The 24,898-nt window shown below is 65.1% G+C and carries 23 protein-coding genes; 12 read left to right on the forward strand and 11 right to left on the reverse strand.

Going from position 1 to position 24,898, the window contains the following annotated elements:
- Positions 1–119 precede the first annotated feature (119 nt).
- Both aroE and hemF read right to left on the reverse strand, forming a co-directional pair.
- On the reverse strand, positions 120–944 hold the full coding sequence (aroE, locus tag CHB99_RS22585) for a shikimate dehydrogenase (RefSeq protein WP_042121706.1): 825 nt from the start codon (positions 942–944) through the stop codon (positions 120–122).
- Between the two features lie 57 nt (positions 945–1,001).
- A complete protein-coding gene (gene hemF, locus CHB99_RS22590) occupies positions 1,002–1,928 on the reverse strand; it encodes an oxygen-dependent coproporphyrinogen oxidase (protein ID WP_042121705.1) in 927 nt (308 codons plus the stop codon).
- Positions 1,929–2,061: 133 nt separating this feature from the next.
- On the opposite strand from hemF, the gene CHB99_RS22595 reads away from it, so the two are divergent.
- Positions 2,062–3,039 (forward strand): NADPH:quinone reductase, encoded by a 978-nt coding sequence (locus CHB99_RS22595; protein ID WP_042121704.1) that lies wholly within the window; start codon positions 2,062–2,064, stop codon positions 3,037–3,039.
- Between the two features lie 176 nt (positions 3,040–3,215).
- On the opposite strand, the gene tsaC is transcribed toward CHB99_RS22595, so the two are convergent.
- Both tsaC and dprA read right to left on the reverse strand, forming a co-directional pair.
- Positions 3,216–3,773 (reverse strand): L-threonylcarbamoyladenylate synthase type 1 TsaC, encoded by a 558-nt coding sequence (gene tsaC, locus CHB99_RS22600; protein ID WP_089266641.1) that lies wholly within the window; start codon positions 3,771–3,773, stop codon positions 3,216–3,218.
- Between the two features lie 37 nt (positions 3,774–3,810).
- Entirely contained in the window at positions 3,811–4,908 is a 1,098-nt protein-coding gene (gene dprA / locus CHB99_RS22605; protein WP_042121687.1) for a DNA-processing protein DprA, read from the reverse strand.
- 209 nt (positions 4,909–5,117) lie between these two features.
- Between dprA and def the strand changes: the two genes are divergently transcribed.
- From def to CHB99_RS22630, 5 genes are read left to right on the forward strand one after another with little or no spacing between them, the layout of a single operon-like run.
- Entirely contained in the window at positions 5,118–5,624 is a 507-nt protein-coding gene (gene def / locus CHB99_RS22610; RefSeq protein WP_042121686.1) for a peptide deformylase, read from the forward strand.
- A 58-nt stretch (positions 5,625–5,682) separates the two neighbouring features.
- Positions 5,683–6,615 carry a methionyl-tRNA formyltransferase gene (fmt, locus tag CHB99_RS22615; protein ID WP_042121685.1) on the forward strand — a complete coding sequence of 311 codons (933 nt, stop codon included), beginning with the start codon at positions 5,683–5,685 and terminating at the stop codon, positions 6,613–6,615.
- Entirely contained in the window at positions 6,612–7,925 is a 1,314-nt protein-coding gene (gene rsmB, locus CHB99_RS22620) for a 16S rRNA (cytosine(967)-C(5))-methyltransferase RsmB (RefSeq protein ID WP_042121684.1), read from the forward strand. The genes fmt and rsmB overlap by 4 nt, the downstream gene beginning before the upstream one ends.
- A gap of 21 nt (positions 7,926–7,946) precedes the next feature.
- Positions 7,947–9,320, forward strand: a complete 1,374-nt coding sequence (gene trkA, locus CHB99_RS22625; RefSeq protein ID WP_042121682.1) for a Trk system potassium transporter TrkA — start codon at positions 7,947–7,949, stop codon at positions 9,318–9,320.
- Between the two features lie 13 nt (positions 9,321–9,333).
- Entirely contained in the window at positions 9,334–9,648 is a 315-nt protein-coding gene (locus tag CHB99_RS22630) for a tetratricopeptide repeat protein (protein WP_042121681.1), read from the forward strand.
- A gap of 151 nt (positions 9,649–9,799) precedes the next feature.
- On the opposite strand, the gene CHB99_RS22635 is transcribed toward CHB99_RS22630, so the two are convergent.
- Positions 9,800–10,687, reverse strand: a complete 888-nt coding sequence (locus tag CHB99_RS22635) for a lysophospholipid acyltransferase (RefSeq protein ID WP_042121679.1) — start codon at positions 10,685–10,687, stop codon at positions 9,800–9,802.
- Between the two features lie 39 nt (positions 10,688–10,726).
- On the reverse strand, positions 10,727–11,278 hold the full coding sequence (locus tag CHB99_RS22640) for a DNA-3-methyladenine glycosylase I (protein ID WP_042121678.1): 552 nt from the start codon (positions 11,276–11,278) through the stop codon (positions 10,727–10,729).
- Between the two features lie 82 nt (positions 11,279–11,360).
- Here CHB99_RS22640 and glyQ point away from each other — a divergent pair, with 82 nt between their 5' ends.
- From glyQ to CHB99_RS22660, 4 genes are all read left to right on the forward strand, one after another.
- Positions 11,361–12,308, forward strand: coding sequence for a glycine--tRNA ligase subunit alpha (gene glyQ, locus CHB99_RS22645; protein WP_042121700.1), 948 nt, complete (start codon positions 11,361–11,363; stop codon positions 12,306–12,308).
- Positions 12,305–14,359, forward strand: coding sequence for a glycine--tRNA ligase subunit beta (glyS, locus tag CHB99_RS22650; RefSeq protein WP_042121677.1), 2,055 nt, complete (start codon positions 12,305–12,307; stop codon positions 14,357–14,359). Before glyQ ends, glyS begins: the two co-directional genes overlap by 4 nt.
- Before the next feature lie 3 nt (positions 14,360–14,362).
- Positions 14,363–14,896, forward strand: coding sequence for a D-glycero-beta-D-manno-heptose 1,7-bisphosphate 7-phosphatase (gene gmhB, locus CHB99_RS22655; protein WP_042121675.1), 534 nt, complete (start codon positions 14,363–14,365; stop codon positions 14,894–14,896).
- Positions 14,897–14,960: 64 nt separating this feature from the next.
- Complete coding sequence (locus CHB99_RS22660; RefSeq protein ID WP_042121673.1) at positions 14,961–15,734, forward strand: lysophospholipid acyltransferase family protein; 774 nt, start codon at positions 14,961–14,963, stop codon at positions 15,732–15,734.
- A 174-nt stretch (positions 15,735–15,908) separates the two neighbouring features.
- On the opposite strand, the gene CHB99_RS22665 is transcribed toward CHB99_RS22660, so the two are convergent.
- Together CHB99_RS22665 and CHB99_RS22670 are read right to left on the reverse strand one after the other, a co-directional pair.
- The gene (locus tag CHB99_RS22665) at positions 15,909–17,531 is read right to left on the reverse strand and encodes an MFS transporter (protein ID WP_042121672.1); all 1,623 of its coding nucleotides are present in this window, start codon (positions 17,529–17,531) and stop codon (positions 15,909–15,911) included.
- 106 nt (positions 17,532–17,637) lie between these two features.
- Positions 17,638–19,287 (reverse strand): GMC family oxidoreductase, encoded by a 1,650-nt coding sequence (locus CHB99_RS22670; protein WP_042121671.1) that lies wholly within the window; start codon positions 19,285–19,287, stop codon positions 17,638–17,640.
- 139 nt (positions 19,288–19,426) lie between these two features.
- On the opposite strand from CHB99_RS22670, the gene CHB99_RS22675 reads away from it, so the two are divergent.
- Positions 19,427–20,314 (forward strand): LysR family transcriptional regulator, encoded by an 888-nt coding sequence (locus CHB99_RS22675; RefSeq protein ID WP_042121669.1) that lies wholly within the window; start codon positions 19,427–19,429, stop codon positions 20,312–20,314.
- Here the strand turns inward: CHB99_RS22675 and CHB99_RS22680 are convergent.
- The 3 genes from CHB99_RS22680 to CHB99_RS22690 are packed head-to-tail and all read right to left on the reverse strand — an operon-like array spanning position 20,300 to position 23,324.
- Entirely contained in the window at positions 20,300–21,121 is an 822-nt protein-coding gene (locus tag CHB99_RS22680; RefSeq protein WP_042121668.1) for a sulfite exporter TauE/SafE family protein, read from the reverse strand. The genes CHB99_RS22675 and CHB99_RS22680 overlap by 15 nt on opposite strands.
- Entirely contained in the window at positions 21,118–22,398 is a 1,281-nt protein-coding gene (locus CHB99_RS22685; protein ID WP_042121667.1) for an NAD(P)/FAD-dependent oxidoreductase, read from the reverse strand. The genes CHB99_RS22680 and CHB99_RS22685 overlap by 4 nt, the downstream gene beginning before the upstream one ends.
- Positions 22,399–22,439: 41 nt before the next feature.
- On the reverse strand, positions 22,440–23,324 hold the full coding sequence (locus CHB99_RS22690; RefSeq protein WP_042121665.1) for an MBL fold metallo-hydrolase: 885 nt from the start codon (positions 23,322–23,324) through the stop codon (positions 22,440–22,442).
- Positions 23,325–23,567: 243 nt separating this feature from the next.
- Between CHB99_RS22690 and CHB99_RS22695 the strand changes: the two genes are divergently transcribed.
- A complete protein-coding gene (locus CHB99_RS22695; protein WP_042121664.1) occupies positions 23,568–24,881 on the forward strand; it encodes a sigma-54 interaction domain-containing protein in 1,314 nt (437 codons plus the stop codon).
- Positions 24,882–24,898 lie beyond the last annotated feature (17 nt).

Consider the following 24,898-nt stretch of genomic DNA (forward strand, 5'->3'; position numbering starts at 1 on the left):
GAACCGCCATCGAAAACCGGTTGCATTCGAGATCTGACAACACTGTTGTCTGTGCCGTCCTCATCGCTGGCAAGCCAGCTCCCACAGGGTTCTCCATCGTTCTCAGGATCGGGGAAGGGTCAAGCACGCGCCAGTTGCCTGCGCAACTCCGCCAATACAGAGGAAGTATCCGGCCGCACCCCGCGCCAGATGAAGAAGGCTTCCGCCGCCTGCTCCGCGAGCATCCCCAGCCCGTCCAGCACCTGGCCCGCGCCATGCGCTTTGGCCCAGACACAGAATGGCGTCGGCTCCTTGCCATACATCATGTCGTAGCACACGGTCTGGCCCGGAATGATCAGGCTCGGGTCGATGGGCGGCAGCTCACCGGCCAGGCTCGCTGACGTGGCGTTGATGATGAGGTCGACCGGCTCCTTCAGCCAACTGAAGCCACTGGCGGCCACCGGGCCGAGGTCGGCGAACTCGCGGGCCAGTTGCTCGGCCTTTTCCACGGTGCGGTTGGCGATCACCAGCGACGCCGGATTGTGCGCCAGCAACGGCTCCAGCACACCACGCACGGCACCACCGGCACCGAGCAGGAGAATGCGCTTGCCGGCCAGTTCCACGCCCGCATTCACGGTGAGGTCACGGACAAGGCCAGCGCCATCGGTGTTGTCGCCCTGCAGGCGGCCGTCGGCCAGACGGCTCAGGGTGTTCACCGCCCCGGCCCGCTGGGCGCGAGGGGTGAGGCTGTCGACCAGGCGGAAGGCTTCTTCCTTGAACGGTACGGTGACGTTGGCGCCCAGGCCCTGCTTGAAGAAGCCCTGGGCACAGGCGGTGAAGTCGTCCAGCGGGGCCAGCAGGGTGTCGTATTCCAGCTCTTCGCCGGTCTGGGCGGCGAACAGCCGGTGGATCAACGGCGACTTGCTGTGGCCGATCGGGTTGCCGAATACAACGTACTGGTCCATACACGCGCTTCCTGGGTCAGGCCCGGCGACCGGGCAAACGAGGTGAGCACAATGGGCTCAGTGCGCAGCCTTGTCCAGACTCAGCCAGTCGCGATCGGTCAGGAAATACTCGGTCAGGCGCGCCTCGGCGCTGCCCGGTTGCGGCTTCCAGTCGTAACCCCAGCGCACCTGCGGCGGCAGCGACATGAGGATGGACTCGGTACGCCCGCCGGACTGCAGGCCGAACAGGGTGCCGCGGTCGTAGACCAGGTTGAACTCGACATAGCGGCCACGACGGAATTCCTGGAATTCGCGCTGCTCGGCCGTGTAGGCCTCGGCCTTGCGACGCTGGACGATCGGCAGGTAGGCCTCGATGTAGGCATCGCCGATGGCACGGATGAAGGCGAAGCAGGTGTCGAAGTCCCATTCGTTGAGGTCGTCGAAGAACAGGCCGCCGATGCCGCGCGGCTCGCCACGGTGCTTGAGGTGGAAGTAGCGGTCGCACCAGGCCTTGTAGCGCGGATAGACGTCGGCACCGAACGGCGCGCAGGCCTGCTCGGCGACGCGGTGCCAGTGGATGCAGTCTTCTTCGTTGCCGTAGTACGGGGTCAGGTCGAAGCCACCGCCGAACCACCAGACCGCTTCCTCGCCTTCCTTCTCGGCGATGAAGAAGCGCACATTGGCGTGGGAGGTCGGCACATGCGGGTTGTGCGGGTGGATCACCAGCGACACGCCGAGGGCTTCGAAGCCACGACCAGCCAGCTCCGGACGGTGGGCACTGGCCGAGGGCGGCAGGCCGCTGCCGAAGACGTGGGAGAAGTTGACGCCGCCTTTCTCGATAACCTTGCCGTCGCCGATCACCCGGGTCCGTCCGCCGCCGCCAGCCTCGCGGGTCCAGGCGTCCTCGACGAAACGCGCACCGCCGTCTTCGTTCTCCAGGGCGGCGCAAATCCGGTCTTGCAGGTCGAGCAGGTAGGCTTTCACGGCCTCGGTGCGGCTAGTCATCAGGTCACCTTGAAGCGGGCTTGGCGGAAAATTCGGCGCACAGCATACCACCGTGCATGTGCCACTCGGTGTTGACGGCGATCAAGCAAAAGCGTCCGATAGCCCCTTTCCCCGATGTCTCAGGAGAGTGCAGATGGCCAAGCGTATCCAGTTCAGCCAGCATGGCGGCCCCGAGGTCCTGACCCTGGTCGAGTTCGATCCCAAGCCACCGGCGGCGGGCAATGTGCGCGTGCGCAACCATGCCATCGGCCTGAACTTCATCGACACCTATTTCCGCAGTGGCCTGTATGCGCCGCCCGCGCTGCCTTCGGGCCTGGGCACCGAGGGCGCGGGAGTGGTCGAGGCGGTGGGCGAGGGTGTGAGCCGTTTCAAGGCCGGCGACCGCGTGGCCTACGCCGGTGGCCCGCTTGGCGCCTACAGCGAAGTCCACGAACTGCCGGCGGCCAACCTGGTATCGCTGCCGCAGAGCGTCAGCTTCGAGGACGCCGCGGCGGTGATGCTCAAGGGCCTGACCGTGCAGTACCTGCTGCGCCAGACCCACGACGTGCAGCCGGGCGAGATCATCCTGTTCCATGCCGCCGCTGGCGGCGTCGGCTCGCTGGCCTGCCAGTGGGCCAGGGCCTTGGGCGCGAAGCTGATCGGTACCGTGAGTTCGCCGGAAAAGGCCGAGCGCGCCAAGGCCCTCGGCGCCTGGGCGACCATCGACTACAGCCGCGAAGACGTGGCGCAGCGGGTGCTGGAACTGACCGATGGCAAGAAATGCCCGGTGGTGTACGACGGCGTGGGCCAGGACACCTGGCTGACCTCGCTGGACTGCCTGGCGCCACGCGGGCTGATGGTCAGCTTCGGCAATGCCTCGGGTGCGGTGAGCGGGGTGAACCTGGGGATCCTGGCGCAGAAGGGCTCGCTGTATGTGACGCGGCCGACGCTGGCCAGTTACGCGAACAATGCGGAAAACACCCAGGCCATGGCCGATGAGCTGTTCGCGATGATTGCCAGCGGGAAAGTGAAGGTGGATATCCAGCAGCGTTATCCGCTGGCGGAGGCGGCGCGGGCACAGGAGGAATTGTCGGCGCGGCGGACGGTGGGGTCGACGGTTCTGATTCCCTGATTGCTGATCGAGAGCCAGCCCCACGTAGGAGCGTGGCTTGTCGTGTGACGAACCACCGCGAAGGAGCGCAAAGCGGTCCCAGAATTGCCTTGGCAGCACCAGGGACCGCTATGCGGTCCTTCGCGGTGGTTCGTCACACGACAAGCCACGCTCCTACGAGGGCACCGCACTCCGAGTCAGCCCGCCCGAACCACCTCTCCAGTGGCCAGATCGCGAATCACACTCGGATGCTTCCGCCCACCCAAGGCCCCGCCCAGCACCAGATCCAGCTGCCCGTGGAAATACTGTTCCACCCGCAACCGGCTCTTCGCCGCCGGCCGCCCGGCCGGGTTGGCTGAGGTGGACACCAGCGGTCCCACCAGCGAACACAGGTCGCGCACCAGCGGATGATCACTGACCCGCAGCGCCACGGTGTCGTGCACGCCGGTGATCCACTCCGGCAGCAGCCCCTGATGCGGTACCAGCCAGGTGTTCGGCCCGGGCCAGGTACTGCTCATGCGATCGAGCCAGACGTCCGGGAAGTCTTCGAACAGGAAGTCGAACTGACGAATGTTGTCGGCGATCAGGATCAGGCCCTTGTTCACCGAACGCGACTTGAGCGCCAGCAGGCGATCCACCGCTTCTTCGTTCCATGGGTCACAGCCCAGGCCCCAGACCGCTTCGGTCGGATAGGCGATGACCGCTCCGGCCCGGATTTCCCGCGCGGCTTGTTGCGCACGCCAACTGTTGACCATTTGTTTCACTCCGCTTGTGGGCTGCTGCGCAGTGTACTTAGCCGGAACGGGCAAACCAACGCCCGGCTTCATTGCAGATACGCCCGTCCAGCTCCAGTTCGGTCAATGCCGCCAGCACTTTGGCCAGTGGCTGGCCGCTGGCCAGGGCCAGGCCTTCGCTGGTGTGCGGTGCGGCGAGCAACAGCGCGACCAGGGGATGCTCAGGCTTATCCACAGGTGCTGGCGCCAGGTTCTGCCAGCCGCGCAGGCTTTCAAGGATCTGCTCGATGCTTTCCACCAGCAGCGCGCCATCGCGGATCAGCTGGTGGCAGCCCTTGGCCCCGGGATGATGGATCGAGCCGGGAATGGCGAACACCTCGCGACCCTGTTCCGCCGCCAGCTTGGCGGTGATCAGTGAACCGCTGGCCAGGCTGGCCTCCACTACCAGCACGCCCAGCGACAAACCGCTGATGATCCGGTTGCGGCGCGGAAAGTTGCCCGGCAGGGGACTCGCATCCAGGGGAAATTCCGAAAGCAGCGCGCTGCCGTTCTCCAGCATGCGTCGTGCCAGGCCGAGGTGGCGCTGTGGATAAAGTTTTTCCAGCCCGGTGCCGAGCACGCCGATGGTCGCTCCGCCAGCGTCGATGGCAGCCTGGTGCGCGGCACCGTCGATGCCCAGCGCCAGGCCGCTGGTAATGACGAAACCGGCCCGCGCGAGACTCCGCGAAAAGGCCGCGGCAGTCCCCAGGGCGGGGGGTGTGGCACGTCGGCTGCCGACGATCGCCAGTTGCGGTTTATCCACAAGTGCGGCATCTCCGGCGACGAACAGCAGCGGTGGCGGATCGGAAATTTCCGCGAGCAGGGCGGGGTAGGCGGCATCGTCCCACATCAGCAAATGCTGGCCGGGACGCTCTAGCCAGCGCATTGCGGCGGCGGCCCCATCACGTACCGCGGCGCTGCGCCGGGCCTCGCAGGCAACCTGCGGGATGCCCAGCGCCAGCCACGCGGAGGCCGGCGCGCTGAGTGCCGCCGAGGCACCGCCGAAGGCCTGGATCAGTTTCAGAAACCGTCGCGGCCCGACCTCGGGCAAGCGCTGCAGACGCAGACGCGCCTCCAGCTCGGCGGGCGGGCAGGTGGGAAATTCAGGGCAAGACATAAGACCATCCTTGATCTTTCGGCGGGCATCCACATTTCAAAACCTGTGGATAACTCTGTTGATAATGCTTTGACAACTGTCCAGCGCAATGCCGCCGACAGCCGGTTTTTCAACCCTAGCCGACCTTTTCACAGGTGCCGAACGCAGCGAATCCCTTTATTATGTGCGTTCATGTTTGTCACACACCGCACAGTGCAGCTCATACGCCTATGGCCATTCTGAACATCCTCGAATTCCCGGACTCGCGCCTTCGCACCCTCGCCAAACCGGTGACGGAAGTCGACGACGCCATCCGCCAGTTGGTGGATGACATGTTCGAAACCATGTACGAAGCCCCCGGCATCGGCCTCGCCGCGACCCAGGTCAACGTGCACAAGCGCGTGGTGGTCATGGACCTCAGCGAAGACCGCAGCGAGCCACGGGTGTTCATCAACCCCGAGCTGGAAGAGCTGACCCACGACATGGGCCAGTACCAGGAAGGCTGCCTGTCGGTACCGGGCTTCTACGAGAACGTCGACCGTCCGCTGCAAGTCCGGGTCAAGGCCCTGGACCGCGACGGCAAGCCGTTCGAGCTGATCGCCGAAGGCCTGCTCGCCGTGTGCATCCAGCACGAATGCGACCACCTCAACGGCAAGCTGTTCGTCGATTACCTGTCGACGCTCAAACGCGACCGCATCAAGAAGAAGCTGGAAAAGCAGCACCGCCAGCAAGCTTGATCCTCCTCACTCCTGAAGGCTTGCTCCGGCAAGCCTTTTTCTTTTAAGCGAGAACTGCATGCGCATCGTCTTCGCGGGCACCCCCGAGTTCGCCGCCGAACACCTCAAGACCCTGCTGGCCAGCCAGCACGAAATCATCGCCGTCTACACCCAGCCGGACCGTCCGGCCGGGCGCGGGCAGAAGCTGATGCCGAGCCCGGTCAAGCAACTGGCTGTGGATAACGGCATCCCGGTGCTGCAACCGCCGACCCTGCGCAATCCCGAGGCACAGGCCGAACTGGCCGCGCTGCAGCCGGACCTGATGGTGGTGGTGGCCTACGGCCTGATCCTGCCGCAGGTGGTGCTGGATATTCCGAAGCACGGCTGCATCAACAGTCACGCCTCGCTACTGCCGCGCTGGCGCGGCGCCGCGCCGATCCAGCGCGCGGTGCAGGCGGGTGATGCCGAGAGTGGCGTGACCGTGATGCGCATGGAAGCCGGCCTGGACACCGGTCCGATGCTGCTCAAGGTGAGCACACCGATCAGCGCCGAAGACACCGGCGGCAGCCTGCATGACCGTCTCGCCGAACTGGGCCCGCCTGCCGTGCTGGAGGCCATCGCCGGCCTCGACGCCGGAACCCTGCCCGGTGAAGTGCAGGACGATGCCCTGGCGACTTATGCACACAAGCTGAACAAGGACGAAGCGCGCATCGACTGGAGCCGCCCGGCCGTCGAGCTGGAGCGCCTGGTCCGTGCCTTCAACCCGTGGCCGATCTGCCACAGCACCCTCGGCGGCGAAGCCCTGAAAGTGCTGGCCGCGACCCTCGCCGACGGCAAGGGCGCTGCCGGTGAAATCATCTCCGCGAGCAAGGACGGCCTGGTGGTCGCCTGCGGCGAAGGCGCGCTGTGCCTGACCCGTCTGCAACTGCCCGGTGGCAAGGCGCTGAACTTCAGCGACCTGTTCAACAGCCGCCGCGAGAAATTCACCCCCGGCACGGTGCTCGGCCAATGAACCCACGTCTGGCCGCCGCCCGCGCCCTGGCTGCCGTGCTCAGCGGCAAGGCCTCGCTGAACAGCTCGCTGCCGACGCAACTGGACAAGGTCGAGGCCCGTGATCGCGGCCTGACCCAGGACCTCGCCTTCGGCACCGCGCGCTGGCAGCCCCGCCTGTCGGCGCTGGCCGAGCGCCTGTTGCAGAAGCCGTTCAAGAGCGCCGATGCCGATGTCCAGGCGCTGCTGCTGGTGGGTCTGTACCAGCTGTTCTACACCCGCGTCCCGGAACACGCCGCCATCGGCGAGACCGTGGGCTGCGCCGACAAGCTGAAGAAACCGTGGGCCAAGGGCCTGCTCAACGCAGTGCTGCGCCGCGCCCAGCGTGAGGGCAACGATCTGCTCGCCGAGATGGAACGCGACCCGGTGGTGCGCACCGCCCATCCGCGTTGGCTGCAAAAGTCGCTGAAGGCCTTCTGGCCGGAGCAGTGGGAGGCTATCTGCGCCGCCAACAACGCCCACCCGCCGATGATCCTGCGGGTCAACCGCCGCCATCACAGCCGCGACGCCTACCTCGGCCTGCTGTCTGAGGCCGGCATCGAAGCCGCGCCGTGCCAGTACAGCCGCGACGGCATCCTCCTCGCCGAAGCCTGCGACGTGCGCAACCTGCCGGGCTTCGAGCAGGGCTGGATCAGCGTGCAGGACGAAGCCGCGCAACTGGCCGCCGACCTGCTGGAACTGGCGCCGGGGCAACGGGTGCTGGACGCCTGCTGCGCCCCCGGCGGCAAGACCTGCCACCTGCTCGAAGCCGAGGCGAAGCTGGCCGGTGTGGTCGCCATCGATCTGGAAGCCAAGCGCCTGACCCGGGTCCGCGAGAACCTCGACCGCCTCGGCCTGGATGCCCAGCTGATCGCCTGCGACGCCCGCGACACCGCCAGCTGGTGGGACGGCAAGACCTTCCAGCGCATCCTGCTGGATGCGCCGTGCTCCGCCACCGGCGTGATCCGTCGTCACCCGGACATCAAGCTGACCCGCCAGGCCGACGATATCGCCGCCCTCGCCAGCCTCCAGGGCGAACTGCTCGACGCCCTGTGGCCGACCCTGGAAGTGGGCGGCATGCTGCTCTACGCCACTTGCTCGACCCTGCCCACGGAAAACACCGAGGTGATCGCGGCCTTCCTCGCCCGCACCCCCGGTGCCCGCGAGCTGGACCTGGCGACCGACGCCGGCATCCGCCAGCCGCACGGTCGCCAGTTGCTCGCCCAGGAGGGCGGGCACGATGGCTTCTACTACGCCAAGCTGATCAAGATCGCCGCCACACGCGGCCAATAAGAAAAGGGAAGGGGACAGCGGATGAAGATCATCATCCTTGGCGCGGGGCAGGTCGGCGGCACGCTGGCCGAACACCTGGCCAGCGAAGCCAACGACATCACCGTGGTGGACACCGATGGCGACCGGCTGCGCGATCTCGGCGATCGCCTCGACATCCGCACCGTCCAGGGGCGTGGCTCGTTCCCGACCATCCTGCGCCAGGCCGGTGCCGACGACGCCGACATGCTGGTGGCGGTGACCAACAGCGACGAGACCAACATGGTCGCCTGCCAGGTCGCCCACACCCTGTTCCACACCCCGACCAAGATCGCCCGGGTGCGCGAGTCGGCCTACCTGACCCGTGCCGGCCTGTTCGACAACGATGCCATCCCGGTGGACGTGCTGATCAGTCCGGAACAGGTGGTGACCCACTACATCAAGCGCCTGATCGAACAGCCTGGCGCCCTGCAGGTGATCGACTTCGCCGAGGGCAAGGCCCAGCTGGTGGCGGTCAAGGCCTACTACGGCGGGCCGCTGGTGGGCCAGCAACTGCGGCAGATCCGCGCGCACATGCCCAATGTCGATACCCGCGTGGCGGCGATCTTCCGCCGCGACCGGCCGATCCTGCCGCAGGGCGACACGGTGATCGAGGCCGACGACGAAGTGTTCTTCATCGCCGCCAAGGCCGATATCCGCGCGGTGATGGGCGAGCTGCGCCGCCTCGACGAAACCAACAAGCGCGTGGTCATCGCCGGTGGCGGGCAGATCGGCGAACGCCTGGCCGAAGCCATCGAGAGCCGCTACCAAGTGAAGATCATCGAGATGAGTCCGGCGCGCTGCCGCTATCTGTCGGACAACCTCGACAGCACCGTGGTCCTCCAGGGCAGTGCCTCGGACCGCGACCTGCTGCTGGAAGAGAACATCGCCGACGCCGACATCTTCCTCGCCCTGACCAACGACGACGAGGCCAACATCATGTCCTCGCTGCTGGCCAAGCGCCTCGGCGCGCGCAAGGTGATGACCATCATCAACAACCCGGCCTACGTCGACCTGGTCCAGGGCGGCGAGATCGACATCGCCATCAGCCCGCAGCTGGCCACCATCGGTACCTTGCTGGCCCACGTGCGCCGTGGCGATATCGTCAGCGTGCACTCGCTGCGCCGCGGTGCGGCGGAGGCCATCGAAGCCATCGCCCACGGCGATTCGAAGTCAAGCAAGGTGGTCGGCAAGGCCATCGAGGAGATCAACCTGCCGCCGGGCACCACCATCGGCGCCATCATCCGCGACGAGGAAGTGCTGATCGCCCACGACGACACGGTGATCAAGAGCGGTGACCACGTGATCCTCTTCGTTGTGGATAAAAAGTACATCCGCGATGTGGAGAAGCTGTTCCATGTCGGCCTGACGTTCTTCTGACAGGAGAAGACGAATGCGCGAATCACTGGAAAAGATGCTGGCCAAGGGTGTGGATAACCCGCTGTTGCGCTTTGGCCTGGGCAAGGCGTGGCTGGATGAGGGCAACGGCGCGGAGGCGGCGGTGCATCTGGCGCGGTGTGTGGAGCAGGATCCGAAATATTCGGCGGCGTGGAAATTATTGGGCAAGGCCTGGCAGCAGCAGGGTGACCTGGTGAACGCGCGGGATGCCTGGGAGCGGGGGATCGCGGCGGCTCAGGCCCATGGCGACAAGCAGGCCGAGAAGGAGATGGCGGTGTTCCTCAAGAAGCTGGACAAGGCCGGAAACTGATCTGCCGCGTTACCCCCGTAGGAGCGTGGCTTGCCCGCGAAGGACCGCAATGCGGTCCCCGATAGCAGTGAGGTCTGGGACCGCTGCGCGGTCCTTCGCAGTGGTTCGTCACACGACAAGCCAGCTCCTACAGGCGCCGGGCAAACCATGCTCAGTACCAGCGAGCCTCTCCAGCCGGCCGCTTCTTGAAGCGCTTCATGCTCCACATGTACTGGCTCGGATACGCCCGCACATACTTCTCCACCACCTGGCTCATGGCCGCCGCCGAGGTCTCGGTATCGGTGCTGTACATCGCCTCCGGCGCCGCTTCGAGGATCACCTTGAAGCCACTGCCATCCGGCAACCGCAGCGCATGCAGGAACACCCCCACCGCCTTGCCACCCGCCAGCATGTTCGGCACGAACTTGCTGGTCAGCGCCTTCGTCCCGAGGAACGGCACGAAGATCCCCGCCGATTCCGCCGGCTCCGGGTCCGCCGGGATACCCACCTGGCCACCCTTGCGCACTTCCTTGATGATGCTGAGGATGCCTTCCTTGGTCGAAGGCGCCACGCGGTTGCCCAGTTGCACGCGCTGTTCGCGCAGCAGGTCGTCCACCGCCTTCAGCTTCGGCGGGCGGTAGAAGATGATCGGTTTGCACTGGCTGCAATAGAAGTGGTTGAGCACTTCCCAGTTGCCCAAGTGGCTGGTGATGCCGACCACACCCTTGCCCGAGGCCAGCGCGTCCTTCAGTACATCGAGACCTTCGACCTCGCGCACCAGGTCGATGGAACGCTGCGCCGGCCAGATCCAGGCGCAGGCGCTTTCGGTGAAGGACTTGCCGATATCCATCAGGGTGCGGCCCACCAGCTTCTCGCGTTCGACCGGGTCCATCTCCGGGAAGCACTTGGCCAGGTTGATGCGCACCACTTCGCGCGAGCTGTTGGGAATCTTCCACATGATCCAGCCGATCGCCGCGCCGACCCGCTGCACCGCCCCCCAGGGCAGCTTGGCAAACAACCGCAACGCCCCGACCATCAAGGCGCCCTTGAATTTATCCACAGGCAGGTTCCTCCATACACAAGCCGGGCATTGTAACCGTCAGCGCAGCAGGGCGGCGTATCGATCGCAATCGGTGGTGTGGTCCATGACCATGCCGGTGGCCTGCATGAAGGCGTAGCAGATGGTCGGACCGACGAAGGTGAAGCCGGCTTTCTGCAGGGCCTTGCTCATGGCCTTGGCCTCGTCGGTGACCGCGGGTACATCGCCGCGCACGGTGAAGTGATTGATCTTCGGCTGCCCGCCGACGAAGGACCAAAGCAACGTCGCCGGGTCTTCCAGCGCCAGCCAGGCCCGCGCGTTGCGCCGCGCGGCATTGAGTTTGAGACGGTTGCGGATGATGCCTGGATCGAGCATGCGTTCCTCGATTTCCTCATCGCTCATCTGCGCCAGCCGGTGGGGATCGAAGCCGAACATGACCTCGCGATAACGCGCGCGTTTCTTCAAAACGGTGATCCACGACAGGCCGGCCTGGAACCCTTCCAGAAGCAGCATCTCAAAGAGCTGCCCCGGGTCGCGTTGCGGCGTTCCCCACTCCTCGTCGTGATAAGCCTGGTACAGCGGATCGTCGGTACACCAAAAGCAGCGTGGCATAAAGCACCATGGGTAGAGGCCGGGGCGAATCGGGTTATACTCCCGCTCTTTATATTCGCAGCCCTAGAAACAGGTGAATTTCGTGAGCCAGCCTACGCCAGCCGTGCGTACCTTCCAAGACTTGATCCTCGCGCTCCAGCAGTACTGGGCCGAGCAAGGTTGTGTGGTGCTTCAGCCCTACGATATGGAAGTGGGCGCCGGCACTTTTCATACCGCCACGTTTCTGCGCGCCGTAGGCCCTGAAACCTGGAACGCCGCCTATGTCCAGCCAAGCCGCCGTCCGGGCGATGGCCGCTACGGCGAAAACCCCAACCGCCTGCAGCACTACTACCAGTTCCAGGTGGTCCTGAAGCCGAACCCGGCGAACTTCCAGGAGCTGTACCTGGGCTCGCTGAAGGCGATCGGCCTGGATCCGCTGGTACACGACATCCGTTTCGTCGAAGACAACTGGGAATCGCCGACCCTCGGCGCCTGGGGTCTGGGTTGGGAAATCTGGCTCAACGGCATGGAAGTCACCCAGTTCACCTACTTCCAGCAGGTCGGCGGCATCGAGTGCCTGCCGGTCACCGGCGAGATCACCTACGGTCTCGAGCGCCTGGCCATGTACCTGCAGGGCGTCGACTCGGTGTATGACCTGATCTGGACCGACGGTCCGTTCGGCAAGGTCACCTACGGCGACGTGTTCCACCAGAACGAAGTGGAGCAGTCGACCTACAACTTCGAACACGCCAACGTCGAGAAGCTGTTCGAACTGTTCGACTTCTATGAAAGCGAAGCGAACCGCCTGATCGAGCTGGAACTGCCGCTGCCGACCTACGAAATGGTCCTCAAGGCCTCGCACACCTTCAACCTGCTGGACGCCCGCCGCGCCATCTCGGTAACCGAGCGTCAGCGCTACATCCTGCGCGTGCGCACCCTGGCCCGGGCCGTTGCCCAGAGCTACCTGCAAGCCCGTGCCCGCCTCGGCTTCCCGATGGCGACCCCCGAATTGCGTGACGAAGTGTTGGCCAAGCTGGAGGCAGCGGAATGAGTGCTCAAGATTTCCTGGTAGAGCTGGGCACCGAAGAACTGCCACCGAAAGCCCTCGCCAGCCTCGGCGACGCGTTCCTTGCCGGCATCGAGAAAGGCCTGCAGGCCGCCGGCCTGAACTACAGCGACAAGCGCGTATTCGCCGCGCCGCGCCGCCTGGCCGTGCTGATCCGCAACCTGGACACCCAGCAGCCGGACCGCAGCATCAATGTCGACGGCCCGCCCCGCCAGGCGGCCTTCGACGCCGACGGCAACCCGACCCAGGCGGCCCTGGGCTTCGCCAAGAAGTGCGGCGTGGAGCTGTCGGACATCGACCAGAGCGGTGCCAAGCTGCGCTTCTCCCAGCACATCCCGGGCAAGGCCACCGCCAGCCTGCTGCCGACCATCGTCGAGGATTCGCTGAACGACCTGCCGATTCCCAAGCGCATGCGCTGGGGCGCGCGCAAGGAAGAGTTCGTGCGGCCGACCCAGTGGCTGGTGATGCTGCTCGGTGACCAGGTCGTCGACTGCACCATCCTCGCCCAGACCGCCGGTCGCGAGTCCCGCGGTCACCGCTTCCACCATCCGGAAAACGTGCGTATCAGCGCCCCGGCCAACTACCAGGAAGACCTGCGCAAGGCCTACGTCCTGGCCGACTTCGCCGAGCGTCGCGAGCTGATCAGCAAGCGCACCGCCGAACTGGCCATGCAGCAGGAAGGCACCGCGATCGTGCCGCCGGCGCTGCTCGACGAAGTGACCGCGCTGGTCGAGTGGCCGGTGCCGCTGGTCTGCTCGTTCGAGGAACGTTTCCTCGAAGTGCCGCAGGAAGCCCTGATCACCACCATGCAGGACAACCAGAAGTATTTCTGCCTGCTGGATGTCGACGGCAAGCTGCTGCCGCGCTTCATCACCGTGGCCAACGTCGAGAGCCGCGATCCGAAGCAGATCGTCGAAGGCAACGAGAAGGTCGTGCGTCCACGCCTGACCGACGCCGAGTTCTTCTTCAAGCAGGACAAGAAGCAACCCCTGGAAAGCTTCAACGAGCGCCTGCAGAACGTGGTGTTCCAGGCCCAGCTGGGCAGCGTCTTCGACAAAGCCGAGCGCGTGAGCAAGCTGGCCGCGTTCATCGCCGGCAAGATCGGTGGCGACGCTGACCGCGCTGCCCGCGCCGGCCTGCTGTCGAAGTGCGACCTGGCCACCGAGATGGTCGGCGAATTCCCTGAAATGCAGGGTGTCGCCGGTTACTACTACGCCCTCAACGACGGCGAGCCGGAAGACGTCGCCCTGGCCCTGAACGAGCAGTACATGCCGCGCGGTGCCGGCGCCGAACTGCCGTCGACCCTGACTGGCGCGGCCGTGGCCATCGCCGACAAGCTCGACACCCTGGTCGGCATCTTCGGCATCGGCATGCTGCCGACCGGCAGCAAGGACCCCTATGCCCTGCGTCGCGCGGCACTGGGCGTGCTGCGCATCCTGATCGAGAAGCAACTGGAGCTCGACCTGACCGAAGCCGTGGACTTCGCCGTCAAGCAGTTCGGCGCCAAGGTCAAGGCCGCCGGCCTGTCCGAGCAGGTCCTGGAGTTCATCTTCGACCGCCTGCGCGCGCGCTACGAAGACGAAGGCATCGACGTCGCCACCTACCTGTCGGTACGTGCCCTGAAGCCAGGCTCGGCCCTGGACTTCGACCAGCGCGTGCAGGCGGTCCAGTCGTTCCGCAAGCTGCCGGAAGCCGCTGCCCTGGCCGCGGTGAACAAGCGTGTGTCGAACCTGCTGAGCAAGGCCGAAGGCACCATCGCCAACCACGTCGAGCCGAAGTACTTCGACAACGCCAACGAGTTCTCCCTGTACTCGGCGATCCAGCAGGCCGACCAGGCCGTGCAGCCGATGGCCGCGCAGCGCCAGTACACCGAGTCGCTGGCCCGCCTGGCCGCCCTGCGCGAGCCGGTGGACGCGTTCTTCGAAGCGGTGATGGTCAATGCCGAGGACGCCAATGTGCGCGCCAACCGTTACGCCCTGCTCAACCGCCTGCGCGGTCTGTTCCTGGGCGTGGCCGACATCTCGCTGCTGGGGTAAGCCTTGAAACTGCTGATTCTCGATCGTGACGGAGTGATCAACCAGGACTCCGACGCCTACATCAAGTCGCTGGAAGAGTGGATTCCGATTCCCGGCTCGATCGAGGCCATCGCGCAGTTGAGCCAGGCCGGCTGGACGGTGGCGGTCGCCACCAACCAGTCCGGCATCGCTCGTGGCTATTACCCGCTGGCGACCCTCGACGCCATGCACGCCCGTCTGCGCGAGCTGGTGGGCGAGCTGGGCGGCGAGGTCGGCCTGATCGTCCATTGCCCGCACGGACCGGACGACGGCTGCGATTGCCGCAAGCCCAAGCCCGGAATGCTGCAGCAGATCGCCGCGCATTACGGTGCGCAACTGCACGGCGTGTGGTTCGTCGGCGACAGTTCGGGTGACCTGGAGGCCGCGCGGGCCGTCGATGCACAACCGGTCCTGGTGCGTACCGGCAAGGGTGAAAAGACCCTCGCCAAAGGCGTACCGGCGGGTACACTGATTTTCGACGACCTGGCCGCCATCGCCAGAGAACTTATCCACAAATAGCGCGCCTGCCCTCGCGGGCGCGTTCTTGCTAAGGCGGGAGCTCCCCGCAACGGTACAAGCCGCTATGTCGATCCTGCAGGCGATCAGAATCGCGCTTTTCTATGTGCTGCTGGGGACCAGTGCGCTGCTTTGGTGCTCGCTGAGCTTCTTTGTCGCGCCTTTCCTGCCTTTCCGTATCCGTTATCGCTTCATCAATGTGTACTGGTGCCGTTTCGCACTGGTGCTGGTACGCCTGTTCCTCGGCATCAAGGTCAAGGTGACCGGCGCCGAGCACATCCCCGAACGCCCCTGCGTGATCATCTCCAATCACCAGAGCACCTGGGAAACCTTCTTCCTCTCCGCCTATTTCCAGCCCTTGAGCCAGGTGCTCAAGCGCGAACTGCTGTACGTGCCGTTCTTCGGCTGGGCTATGGCCATGCTGCGGCCCATCGCCATCGACCGCGACAACCCCAAGCTCGCCCTCAAGCAGGTCGCCAGCAAGGGCGACAAGCTGCTCAAGGAAAACACCTGGGTACTGATCTTCCCGGAAGGCACCCGCGTCCCCTTCGGCCAGATCGGCAAGTTCTCGCGCAGCGGCGCGGCCCTGGCGGTGAACGCCAACCTGCCGGTCCTGCCGATTGCCCACAACGCCGGCAAGTACTGGCCGAAGGAAGGCTGGGGCAAACGCTCCGGCACCATCGAGGTGGTGATTGGCGCGCCGATGTGGGCCGAAGGCAACGGCCCGCGGGCGATCGCCGAGCTCAACGACCGTGCCGCGGTGTGGAACGAACAGACCCAGCGCGACATGGGTTCGCTGCCGGCGCAACCGGCCTCCAGCGAAACCTCGTCGGTCGCCTGAGCGTTCTGTGGATAACGTGTTGACAATATTTGGATCCTTTTCGAAAAAATGTGCTAAGTCATTAATCTGTCTACATATTTCTGTGTATGACCGCTTCATGTAAATCGTGCATAAGTTTTTTCGCGGAATAAAAAAACCGGCTTTTACGCCGGTTTTTTTGTGCTCGAAATGTCCTCAGACCTTGTCGATATCCACATCACGGGTTTCCTTCAGGCAGAACAGCCCGACCACCAGGCTGACCCCGGTGATCAGCACCGGATACCAGAGCCCGTAGAAGATATCGCCGGTATACACCACCAGGGCGAACGACACCGTGGGCAGGAAGCCACCGAACCAGCCGTTGCCGATGTGATAGGGCAGCGACATCGAGGTGTAGCGGATGCGGGTCGGGAACAGCTCGACCATCACCGCGGCCAGCGGACCGTAGGTCATGGTGGCGATCAGGATCATCACCACGATCAACAGCACCACCATCGGCTGGTTGACGCTGGCGGCGTCAGCCTTGGCCGGGTAGCCGGCTTTCTCGATGGCTGCGCGCATGGCCGCTTCGTCGAACCCGTCGATGCGCTGCTCGCCGATGGTCACACTGACCGCGCTGCCGGCCGCCAGCGACTGCGAGCTGTACGGCAGGCCCTGCTTGACCAGGAAGGTCTTGACCTTGTCGCACGGGCTGTCGAAGCGGGCTTTACCCACAGGGTCGAACTGGAAGGTACAGCCGGCCGGGTCGGCCATCACCACGATGGGCGACTGGCGGCTGGCGGCGTCGATCTGCGGGTTGGCGTAATGGCTCAGGGCCTTGAACAGCGGGAAGTACAGCACGGTGGCCAGAAGCAGGCCGAGCATGAGGATCGGCTTGCGCCCGATCCGGTCCGACAGCCAGCCGAAGAAGACGAAGAACGGTGCGCCGATCACCACGCTGATGATCAGCAGGGCGTTGGCCTGGGCCGGGTCCATCTTGAGCATCTGGGTCATGAAGAACAGCACATAGAACTGTGCGGTGTAGAAGGTCACCGCCTGCCCGGCGTTGATGCTGAACAGCGCGGTGAGCACCACCTTGAGGTTCGGCCAGGAGGTGAAGGACTCACGGATCGGCGACTTGCTGATCTTGCCCTGGGCTTTCATTTTCACGAAGGCCGGCGACTCATGCATGCTCATGCGGATCCAGGTGGAGATGCCCAGGAGCACGATCGACAGCAGGAAGGGCAGGCGCCAGCCCCACACCTCGAACTGGTCGCCACTGATATAGCGACTGCCCAGCACCACGAGCAGCGACAGCAACAGGCCGAGGGTCGCGGTGGACTGGATGAAGCCGGTGTGGAAACCACGTTTGCCGGGCGGCGCGTGCTCCGCCACGTAGGTCGCCGCGCCACCGTACTCGCCCCCCAGGGCCAGGCCCTGGAGCATGCGCAACACCACCAGGATGATCGGCGCGGCGATGCCGATGCTGGCATAGGTAGGCAGCAGGCCGACGGCGAAGGTCGACAGACCCATGAGGATGATGGTCACCAGGAAGGTGTACTTGCGTCCGATCATGTCGCCCAGGCGACCGAACACCAGGGCGCCGAAGGGACGGACGAGGAAGCCGGCGGCGAACGCCATCAGCGCGAAGATGAACGCCGTGGTGTCGTTGACCCCGGCGAAGAACTGCTTGCTGATGACCGCGGCCAGGGCCCCGTAGAGAAAGAAGTCATACCACTCGAAAACCGTCCCGAGGGATGACGCGAAAATGATCTTGCGCTCTTCGCGGCGGCTGCCTGCCGTCGCGGTCGCGCCCTGTTGCTGGAGGGTGTCCGACATCGTGCTGTCCTCTCGGCCCCTTGTGGGGGCACAGTGATTATTGTTGTTGTCCACTGTCGACACCGGTCGACTGCTGCCGGTGTCACTGCTGCGCGCCGCCCCGGATTCAGGACGACGTTATCGTTGCTCGGTCACTGCGATTGCCGGCGGCCTCATGGCCCTGGCGGATGAGCTGCGCGGCTTTTTCCGCGATCATCAAGGTGGGGGAACAGGTATTGCCGGACACTATGTTCGGCATGATCGACGCGTCCGCGACCCGCAGGCCGGGAATGCCGTGAACGCGCAACTGCGCATCCACCACATCCAGCGGACCGTTGCCCATGCGGCAGGTACCCGCCGGGTGGAAGATGGTGGTGCCGATCTGGCCGGCCGCCTGCTGCAATTCTTCTTCCGTGTTCAGCGCCGCGCCTGGCAGGTATTCCCGTGGCGAGAACGGCGCGAGGGCAGGGGCGCCGACGATGCCGCGGGTGATGCGGATGGCCTGGGCGGCAACCTTGAGGTCTTCTGCTTCGCTGAGGTAGTTGGGGTCGATCAGCGGCGCCACGGACGGGTCGGCCGAGCGGATATCCACACGCCCGCGACTGGCCGGACGCAGGTTGCACACCGACGCGGTGAACGCGGCGAAGCGGTGCAATGGCTCGCCGAAGCGGTCCAGGGACAGCGGCTGCACGTGGTATTGCAGGTTCGGCGAGGTGTATTCCGGGCCGGAGCGAACGAAGGCGCCCAACTGGCTCGGCGCCATGGCCAGCGGCCCGCTGCGGTCGTAGAGATAACGCAGGCCCATGCCCATCTTGCCGAGCAGGCTGTTGGCGACCTGGTTGAGGGTACGCACGTTGTCCACCTGGTAGATCAGGCGCAATTGCAGGTGGTCCTGGAGGTTGCCACCGACCCCGGGCAGTTCGTGCTGCACGCCGATGCCCAGGCGTTCCAGCAATGGCCGCGGGCCGATACCGGAACGCTGGAGGATACCCGGCGAACCGATGGAGCCGGCACACAGGAGAATCTCCCGACGGGCCGTGAACGCCTGCCACTGATCTTGCCAGCGTCCTCGCACCGCCACCGCGCGGCCGTTCTCCAGCACCACACGATCGACGTCGACACCGGTCAGCACATCGAGGTTGGGGCGGTTGGCGATCGGCCGCAGGAAGGCCTTGGACGCGTTCCAGCGCACCCCGGCCTTCTGGTTGACCTGGAAGTAGCCACAGCCCTGGTTGTCGCCACCGTTGAAGTCGTCGACGCTGGCGATGCCCTGCTGCGCCGCCGCCTCGCGGAAGGCATCGAGGATCGCCCAGGAGTAGCGTTGCTGCTCGACCCGCCACTCGCCCTCGCCACCATGGAATTCCGCGTTGCCGGCGAAATGCCGCTCACTGGCCTTGAACAACGGCAGCACATCCTTCCACGCCCAGCCCGGGTTGCCCTCGTCGGCCCAGCGGTCGTAGTCGCCGGACTGGCCACGCATGTAGATCATGCCGTTGATCGACGAGCAGCCGCCAAGCACCTTGCCCCGTGGATAACCCAGGCTGCGGCCGTTCAGGCCAGGCTGGTTCTCGGTCTTGAAGCACCAGTCGGTGCGCGGGTTGCCAATGCAGTAGAGGTAGCCCACCGGAATGTGAATCCAGGGGTAGTTGTCGCGGCCACCGGCTTCGAGCAGGGCGACGCGGCAGGACGGATCGGCGGACAGGCGGTTGGCCAGCAGGCAACCGGCGGGCCCGGCACCGACGATGACGTAGTCGTAGGACAGATCGGCTGATGGCATTTCACACCTCGCGCCTGATTTTTATTCTTGTCTTCCTTCAGTGTTGTTGATTACTTTCGAGATGAAAACGAGAGATTTCACTCAACCGCTGTGCGTTTTAACACAACGCCGGCACACTCAGTGATTAACGGGAACAGCCATGTTCGACTGGAATGATCTGCGGTTTTTTCTCGAACTCCAGCGCAGCGGGCGCCTGCTCACCGCCGCCAAGCGCCTCAATACCACCCACAGCACCGTGGCCCGGCACATCGAGAATATCGAGCAAAGCCTGGGTACCGCGCTGTTCGTCCAGCACGCCCAGGGCTATGAACTGACGCCATCCGGACAGGCCTTGCTCAAGCATGCGGAAGCGATGGAAAACGTCGCGTTGCTGGCGCAGGAAGAAATCACCCAGGCCATCACGCCACTGGGCAAGATCCGCCTGGGGGTTACCGAAGGCATTGGCATCGTCTTCTTCACCCCGCGCATGAGCGGGTTGTTCGAGCGCTATCCGGGGCTGGAGGTGGAGCTGGTGGCGGTGCCGCGCTTCGTCAGCATCATCAACCGCGAGGCGGAAATCAGCATTCACCTGGAACGGCCCCACGCCGACCTGCTGATCACCCGCAAGCTCACCGACTACCGCCTGGCGCTCTACGCCAGCCGCGATTACCTGGCCCGCGCTCCCGCCCTGAACAGCCGCGAAGACCTCGCCCGGCACAGCTGGATCGGCTATGTCGACGACCTGCTGTTCAGCCAGGAACTGCTGTTCCTGCACAGCTTCTGCCGGGCGCCCAACGTGGTGTTTCGCAGCACCAGCGTGATCGCCCAGCAGCATGCCGCGCGCGCCGGCCTGGGCATCGCCGTGCTGCCCAACTACATGGCCCGCCACGATCCGCAACTGGTGCGCATCCTGCCCAGCGAAACCATCCAGCGCAGCTACTGGATCAGCACCCGCCGCGAGCTGCACAAATCGGTGCGCCTGCGGGTGGTCTGGGACTACCTGCTGGCGCTGTGCGCGGAAGAACAGTCCGAGCTACTGGCCGAGTAGGGTGTTGCCCGCCAGCAGCAGCGCCGCGCCGATCCCGACCACGGCAAAGGCCTGCTGCAGGCGTGGTCCGGCCAGACGCCGGGCGACCTGACGCCCGCCCAGCAGACCGACCAGCGCGCCCACGGCGAAAGGCGCGCCGACCGCCCAGTGCATCACGCCACTGAGGCTGGCGGTGAGCACGCTGCCGGTCGCGACCAGGGCGATCACCGCCAGCGACGTCGCCACCATGCTCTTCATGTCGAGGTTGGTGTAGCGCCCCAGCGCGGGAATGATGACGAAGCCACCGCCCACCCCCAGCAATCCGGACAGCAGCCCGCTGAGCATGCCGGTGATGGCCAGGGCGCGGGCGCAGGGCAGGGTCCAGCGCAGACGCCCCTGCAACGGATTCAGCACGCAGGGTTGCATCTGGCGGTTGGCGCAGGGTGCTGCGCCGTTGAGTTCGCGGCGCGCCTTGAGGAACATCCGCGAGCAGGCATACACCAGCACCAGGCAGAAGCCCAGGGCCAGCGGTGCATTGGGCAATCGGTGGGCCAACCACAGGCCCACAGGCGCCGTGGCGATGCCAAGCGCGGCGATGAAGAAGGCAGCGCGGTAGCGCACCAGCCCCTGGCGCCAGCCCAGAATCGCCCCGACGGCGGCGGCCAGCCCGACCGCGAGCAAACCGATCGGCGCCGCCTCGACCATGCTCAGCCCGAGGCCGAACACCAGCAGCGGTACCGCGAGAATTCCGCCGCCAGCACCGGTCAGGGCGAGGATCAGACCCACGATGGCACCCAGTCCGCCACCCAACAGATCGTGTTCCATCACGAGCGCGCCTCTTGCACCGTGCGGGTCGGCTTGGCCATCCACTCGCGGCCCTTGAGCATGCCGCGCCAGTACAGCGGCGGCAGCACCCGCGCCTTCAACCACCAGGCCAGGCGTGTGGCCTTGCGGCCATCCAGCAGCCAGCGGGGGAAGCTTGGCGCCAGCTTGCCCCCATAGGTGAACTCGGCGAGGACGATCTTGCCGCGGGCCACCGTCAACGGGCAGGAGCCGTAGCCGTCATAGGCCATCACCGCCGACTGCAGGCCAAGGGCCGCGAGCACGTTGTTCGCCACCACGGGTGCCTGCTTGCGCGCGGCAGCGGCGGTCTTGGCGTTGCCGGTGTTGATCACGTCGCCCAGGCCGTGGATATCGGCGAAGACGCGGTGCTGCAGGGTCACCGGATCGACATCCAGCCAGCCCGCGGAGTCGGCCAGCGGGCTGTTGCGAATCACCTCGGGGGCAATCTGCGGTGGCACCACATGCAGCATGTCGAACGGTTGCACCATGCTTTGCGTCGTACCATCGGCCAGGGTGCGGACAAAGGTGGCGCGCTGGTTCGGACCATCGACAGCGACCAGGCGGTGGGCGTAGTTGAGCTCGATGGCGTAGCGGTCGACGTACTCCATCAGTGCCGGCACGTAGTCAGCGACCCCGAACAGCACGGCACCGGCATTGAAGAACTGCGCGCGAACCGGACCGATACGGTCATTGCGCAGCCAGTGGTCGCAGGACAGGTACATCGCCTTCTGCGGCGCGCCGGCGCACTTGATCGGCATCGGCGGCTGGGTGAACAGGGCGCGGCCCTCGCGCAGGTTCTGCACCAGCTCCCAGGTATAAGGCGCCAGATCGTAGCGATAGTTGGAGGTCACGCCGTTGCGGCCAAGGGTCTCTTCCAGACCTTCGATCGCCTTCCAGTCGAGCGTGAGGCCGGGGCAGACGATCAGTTGCCGATAACTCAGCGCGCGGCCATCGCCAAGAATCACCCGATGATCCTCGGGTTCGAAACGGCTCACCGCCGCCTTGATCCAGCGCACCCCGGCGGGAATGGTCGAAGCCATGGTGCGAGCCGTACTGGCAGCCTTGAAGATACCGCCGCCGACCATGGTCCAGCCGGGTTGGTAGTAGTGAACATCGGCGGGATCGAGCAGGGCGATGTCCAGGGAGCGGTCGCGTGCCAGCAGGCTGGAAGCGACCGCGATCCCGGCGGCGCCGGCGCCGACGATGAGCACGGCATGATGATCCGCCTCGTGGCGGATGGCAGAGGAGGGTGCGGCAGGCATGGGTACATCCTTTCTAATAATGATTCGGCGACAGCAGCGATTCAGAGGGCGTTGAGGGGAATCTTCAGGTAGCTCACGCCGTTGTCTTCAGGCTCGGGAAACTGACCGCAACGCATGTTGACCTGCACCGACGGCAGCATCAGCAGCGGCATTTCCAGGGAGGCGTCACGGGCCTGGCGCATGGCGACGAACGCGTCCTCGTCGATGCCTTCATGGATATGGATGTTGCTGGCGCGCTGCTCTTCCACGGTGGTCATGTAGCGCAGTTCGCGACCGCCAGGCAGGTAGTCGTGGCACATGAACAGACGGGTTTCGGCAGGCAGGGCAAGGATGCGCCGGATGGAGCGGAACAGGGTCCGCGCATCGGCACCGGGGAAGTCGCAACGGGCAGTGCCATAGTCGGGCATGAACAGGGTGTCGCCAACGAAGGCAACGGTCTCGTCGCCATGCTCGACCAGGTAGGTCATGCACGCCGGGGTATGGCCGGGCGTGTGCCAGGCACGGGCGCGGAGGTTGCCGATGGCGAAAGCGCTTTCATCCTCCAGCAGCACATCGAACTGACTGCCATCGCGGGCGAAACCGGGGCCGGCGTTGAACAGACTACCGAAGGTTTCCTGCACCTGGGTGATGCGGCTGCCGATCGCCAGTTGGCCGCCCAGGGCCTGCTTCAGATACGCAGCCGCGGACAGGTGATCGGCATGGACATGGGTTTCCAGAATCCATTGCACGCTGGCGCCCAGTTCGCGCACCCGGGCGATCAGGCGGTCGGCGCTGCCAGCGTCGGTGCGACCGGACTTGGCATCGTAGCCGAGGACACTGTCGATCAGCGCGCAGTGTCGGGTTTCGTTGTCCATCACCAGGTAGCTGATGGTCCAGGTCGCGCTGTCGAACAGTGCTTCCACATAGAGGTTTCCGCCAATGATCATTGCCCATTCTCCGGGGGTCAGGCTGGCGCCCAGCACGCAGGCTTGCCAATCAATCGTTACGGGGGTGTTTTCAAGATGCATGCCACTGCATTTTTTGCTGAACACGTCCGGTTTCATTGAGTCTGGCCCATCTGGCCGACAACGACTGCCGTGGCGGATGGCAGGTCGGTGGCAGACTTTGGCAGTCTTTGGCAGTGCCCGGGTCATCGGTTAAGCTCACGCCGAGCTTTGCCAGGTGTAATCATGCCCACGTCGCCATCAACTATTTCCCACCCAGCCATCCAGGCGCTGGTGTCCTATCTCGAACACGATTCGCAGCCTTCGATCGTGCTCGACACCGACTACAACATCCTCGCCGCCAACGCGGCCTACCAACGCCAGTTCGGCGTGGACGGCCGGCCACCGATTGGCGGCAAATGCCATCGCGTGTCCCATCACTATGCCGTGCCCTGTGATCAGGCCGGCGAAGTCTGTCCGATGCGCAAGGCGCGGGAGAGTCGGGCCGCCGAGCGGATGCTGCATGTGCATCACACCCCCCGCGGTCCGGAACATGTGGACGTGGAACTGCGGCCCATCCTCGATGAGCACGGCTTGGTCGTCGCCTTTGTCGAACGGCTGAACCGGATCACCGTGGCCTCCGCGCAGCCGCAGCAGAATGGCCTGGTCGGTCGCTCCGTCGCCTTCAAGGCCGCGCTGGAAGGATTGCACCGAGCAGCGCCCGCGCAGATTCCTGTGTTACTGCAAGGCGAGTCGGGTACCGGCAAGGAGCTGTTCGCCCGCGCATTGCACCTTGGCAGTCCGCGCGCCGAGGGTCCGTTGGTGGTGGTGGATTGCACTGGCCTGACCGAGTCGCTGTTCGAAAGCGAGTTGTTCGGCTATGAGAAGGGCGCCTTCACCGGTGCGCTACAGCGCAAGACCGGACTGGCCGAGGCGGCGCATGGCGGCACGCTGTTCCTCGATGAGATCGGCGAGGTGCCGCTGGCGATGCAGGTCAAGCTGTTGCGCTTGATCGAGTCTGGGAGTTTTCGCCCGGTGGGAAGTCTGCGGACCGTCCACTCCGATTTCCGCCTGGTCTGCGCAACCCACAAGCCACTTCGCGAAATGGCCGTCGCGGGTGATTTCCGCGAAGACCTCTACTACCGGATCAGCGGCTTTCCCATACGCCTCCCGTCACTACGAGAGCGGGTCGAGGATCTGCCGCTGTTGATCGAAACCCTGCTGCAGCGTATCGCTGGCGCTACCGCTGTGCAGATCGACAAGCAAGCGTTGAACCTGCTGCGCAACTACAGCTTCCCAGGCAATATCCGCGAGCTGCGCAATATCCTGGAACGGGCGCGGCTGTTTGCCGATGACGGGGTCATTCGGGCTCAGCATCTGCCGATGGAAATTGCCGGGGAGGGTGCGTCTGTTCCACAACGACGTAGCGGACAACAGGATGACCGTGCTCGCCTTGCACACGCGCTGGAGCGCTTCGAAGGTCCTCGCAGCGAGCTGGCCAAGCACCTTGGCCTGAGTGAGAGAACACTTTATCGGCGGTTGCGAGCGCTCGGTCTCTAGCGTTCCACGTGGAACAT

It is taken from the genome of Pseudomonas japonica, assembly GCF_900188455.1.
GTDB lineage: Bacteria > Pseudomonadota > Gammaproteobacteria > Pseudomonadales > Pseudomonadaceae > Aquipseudomonas > Aquipseudomonas japonica.

Bases quoted from the DNA above. Each gene is read 5' to 3' on its own strand.
- CHB99_RS22640 (WP_042121678.1), bottom strand. From the start codon at position 11,278: ATGCCACGCTGCTTTTGGTGTACCGACGATCCGCTGTACCAGGCTTAT.
- CHB99_RS22690 (WP_042121665.1), bottom strand. From the start codon at position 23,324: ATGATCATTGGCGGAAACCTCTATGTGGAAGCACTGTTCGACAGCGCG.
- CHB99_RS22670 (WP_042121671.1), bottom strand. From the start codon at position 19,287: ATGCCATCAGCCGATCTGTCCTACGACTACGTCATCGTCGGTGCCGGG.
- CHB99_RS22675 (WP_042121669.1), top strand. From the start codon at position 19,427: ATGTTCGACTGGAATGATCTGCGGTTTTTTCTCGAACTCCAGCGCAGC.
- tsaC (WP_089266641.1), bottom strand. From the start codon at position 3,773: ATGGTCAACAGTTGGCGTGCGCAACAAGCCGCGCGGGAAATCCGGGCC.
- aroE (WP_042121706.1), bottom strand. From the start codon at position 944: ATGGACCAGTACGTTGTATTCGGCAACCCGATCGGCCACAGCAAGTCG.
- CHB99_RS22630 (WP_042121681.1), top strand. From the start codon at position 9,334: ATGCGCGAATCACTGGAAAAGATGCTGGCCAAGGGTGTGGATAACCCG.
- dprA (WP_042121687.1), bottom strand. From the start codon at position 4,908: ATGTCTTGCCCTGAATTTCCCACCTGCCCGCCCGCCGAGCTGGAGGCG.
- rsmB (WP_042121684.1), top strand. From the start codon at position 6,612: ATGAACCCACGTCTGGCCGCCGCCCGCGCCCTGGCTGCCGTGCTCAGC.
- CHB99_RS22595 (WP_042121704.1), top strand. From the start codon at position 2,062: ATGGCCAAGCGTATCCAGTTCAGCCAGCATGGCGGCCCCGAGGTCCTG.
- glyS (WP_042121677.1), top strand. From the start codon at position 12,305: ATGAGTGCTCAAGATTTCCTGGTAGAGCTGGGCACCGAAGAACTGCCA.
- CHB99_RS22660 (WP_042121673.1), top strand. From the start codon at position 14,961: ATGTCGATCCTGCAGGCGATCAGAATCGCGCTTTTCTATGTGCTGCTG.
- trkA (WP_042121682.1), top strand. From the start codon at position 7,947: ATGAAGATCATCATCCTTGGCGCGGGGCAGGTCGGCGGCACGCTGGCC.
- fmt (WP_042121685.1), top strand. From the start codon at position 5,683: ATGCGCATCGTCTTCGCGGGCACCCCCGAGTTCGCCGCCGAACACCTC.
- CHB99_RS22665 (WP_042121672.1), bottom strand. From the start codon at position 17,531: ATGTCGGACACCCTCCAGCAACAGGGCGCGACCGCGACGGCAGGCAGC.
- def (WP_042121686.1), top strand. From the start codon at position 5,118: ATGGCCATTCTGAACATCCTCGAATTCCCGGACTCGCGCCTTCGCACC.
- CHB99_RS22695 (WP_042121664.1), top strand. From the start codon at position 23,568: ATGCCCACGTCGCCATCAACTATTTCCCACCCAGCCATCCAGGCGCTG.
- hemF (WP_042121705.1), bottom strand. From the start codon at position 1,928: ATGACTAGCCGCACCGAGGCCGTGAAAGCCTACCTGCTCGACCTGCAA.
- CHB99_RS22685 (WP_042121667.1), bottom strand. From the start codon at position 22,398: ATGCCTGCCGCACCCTCCTCTGCCATCCGCCACGAGGCGGATCATCAT.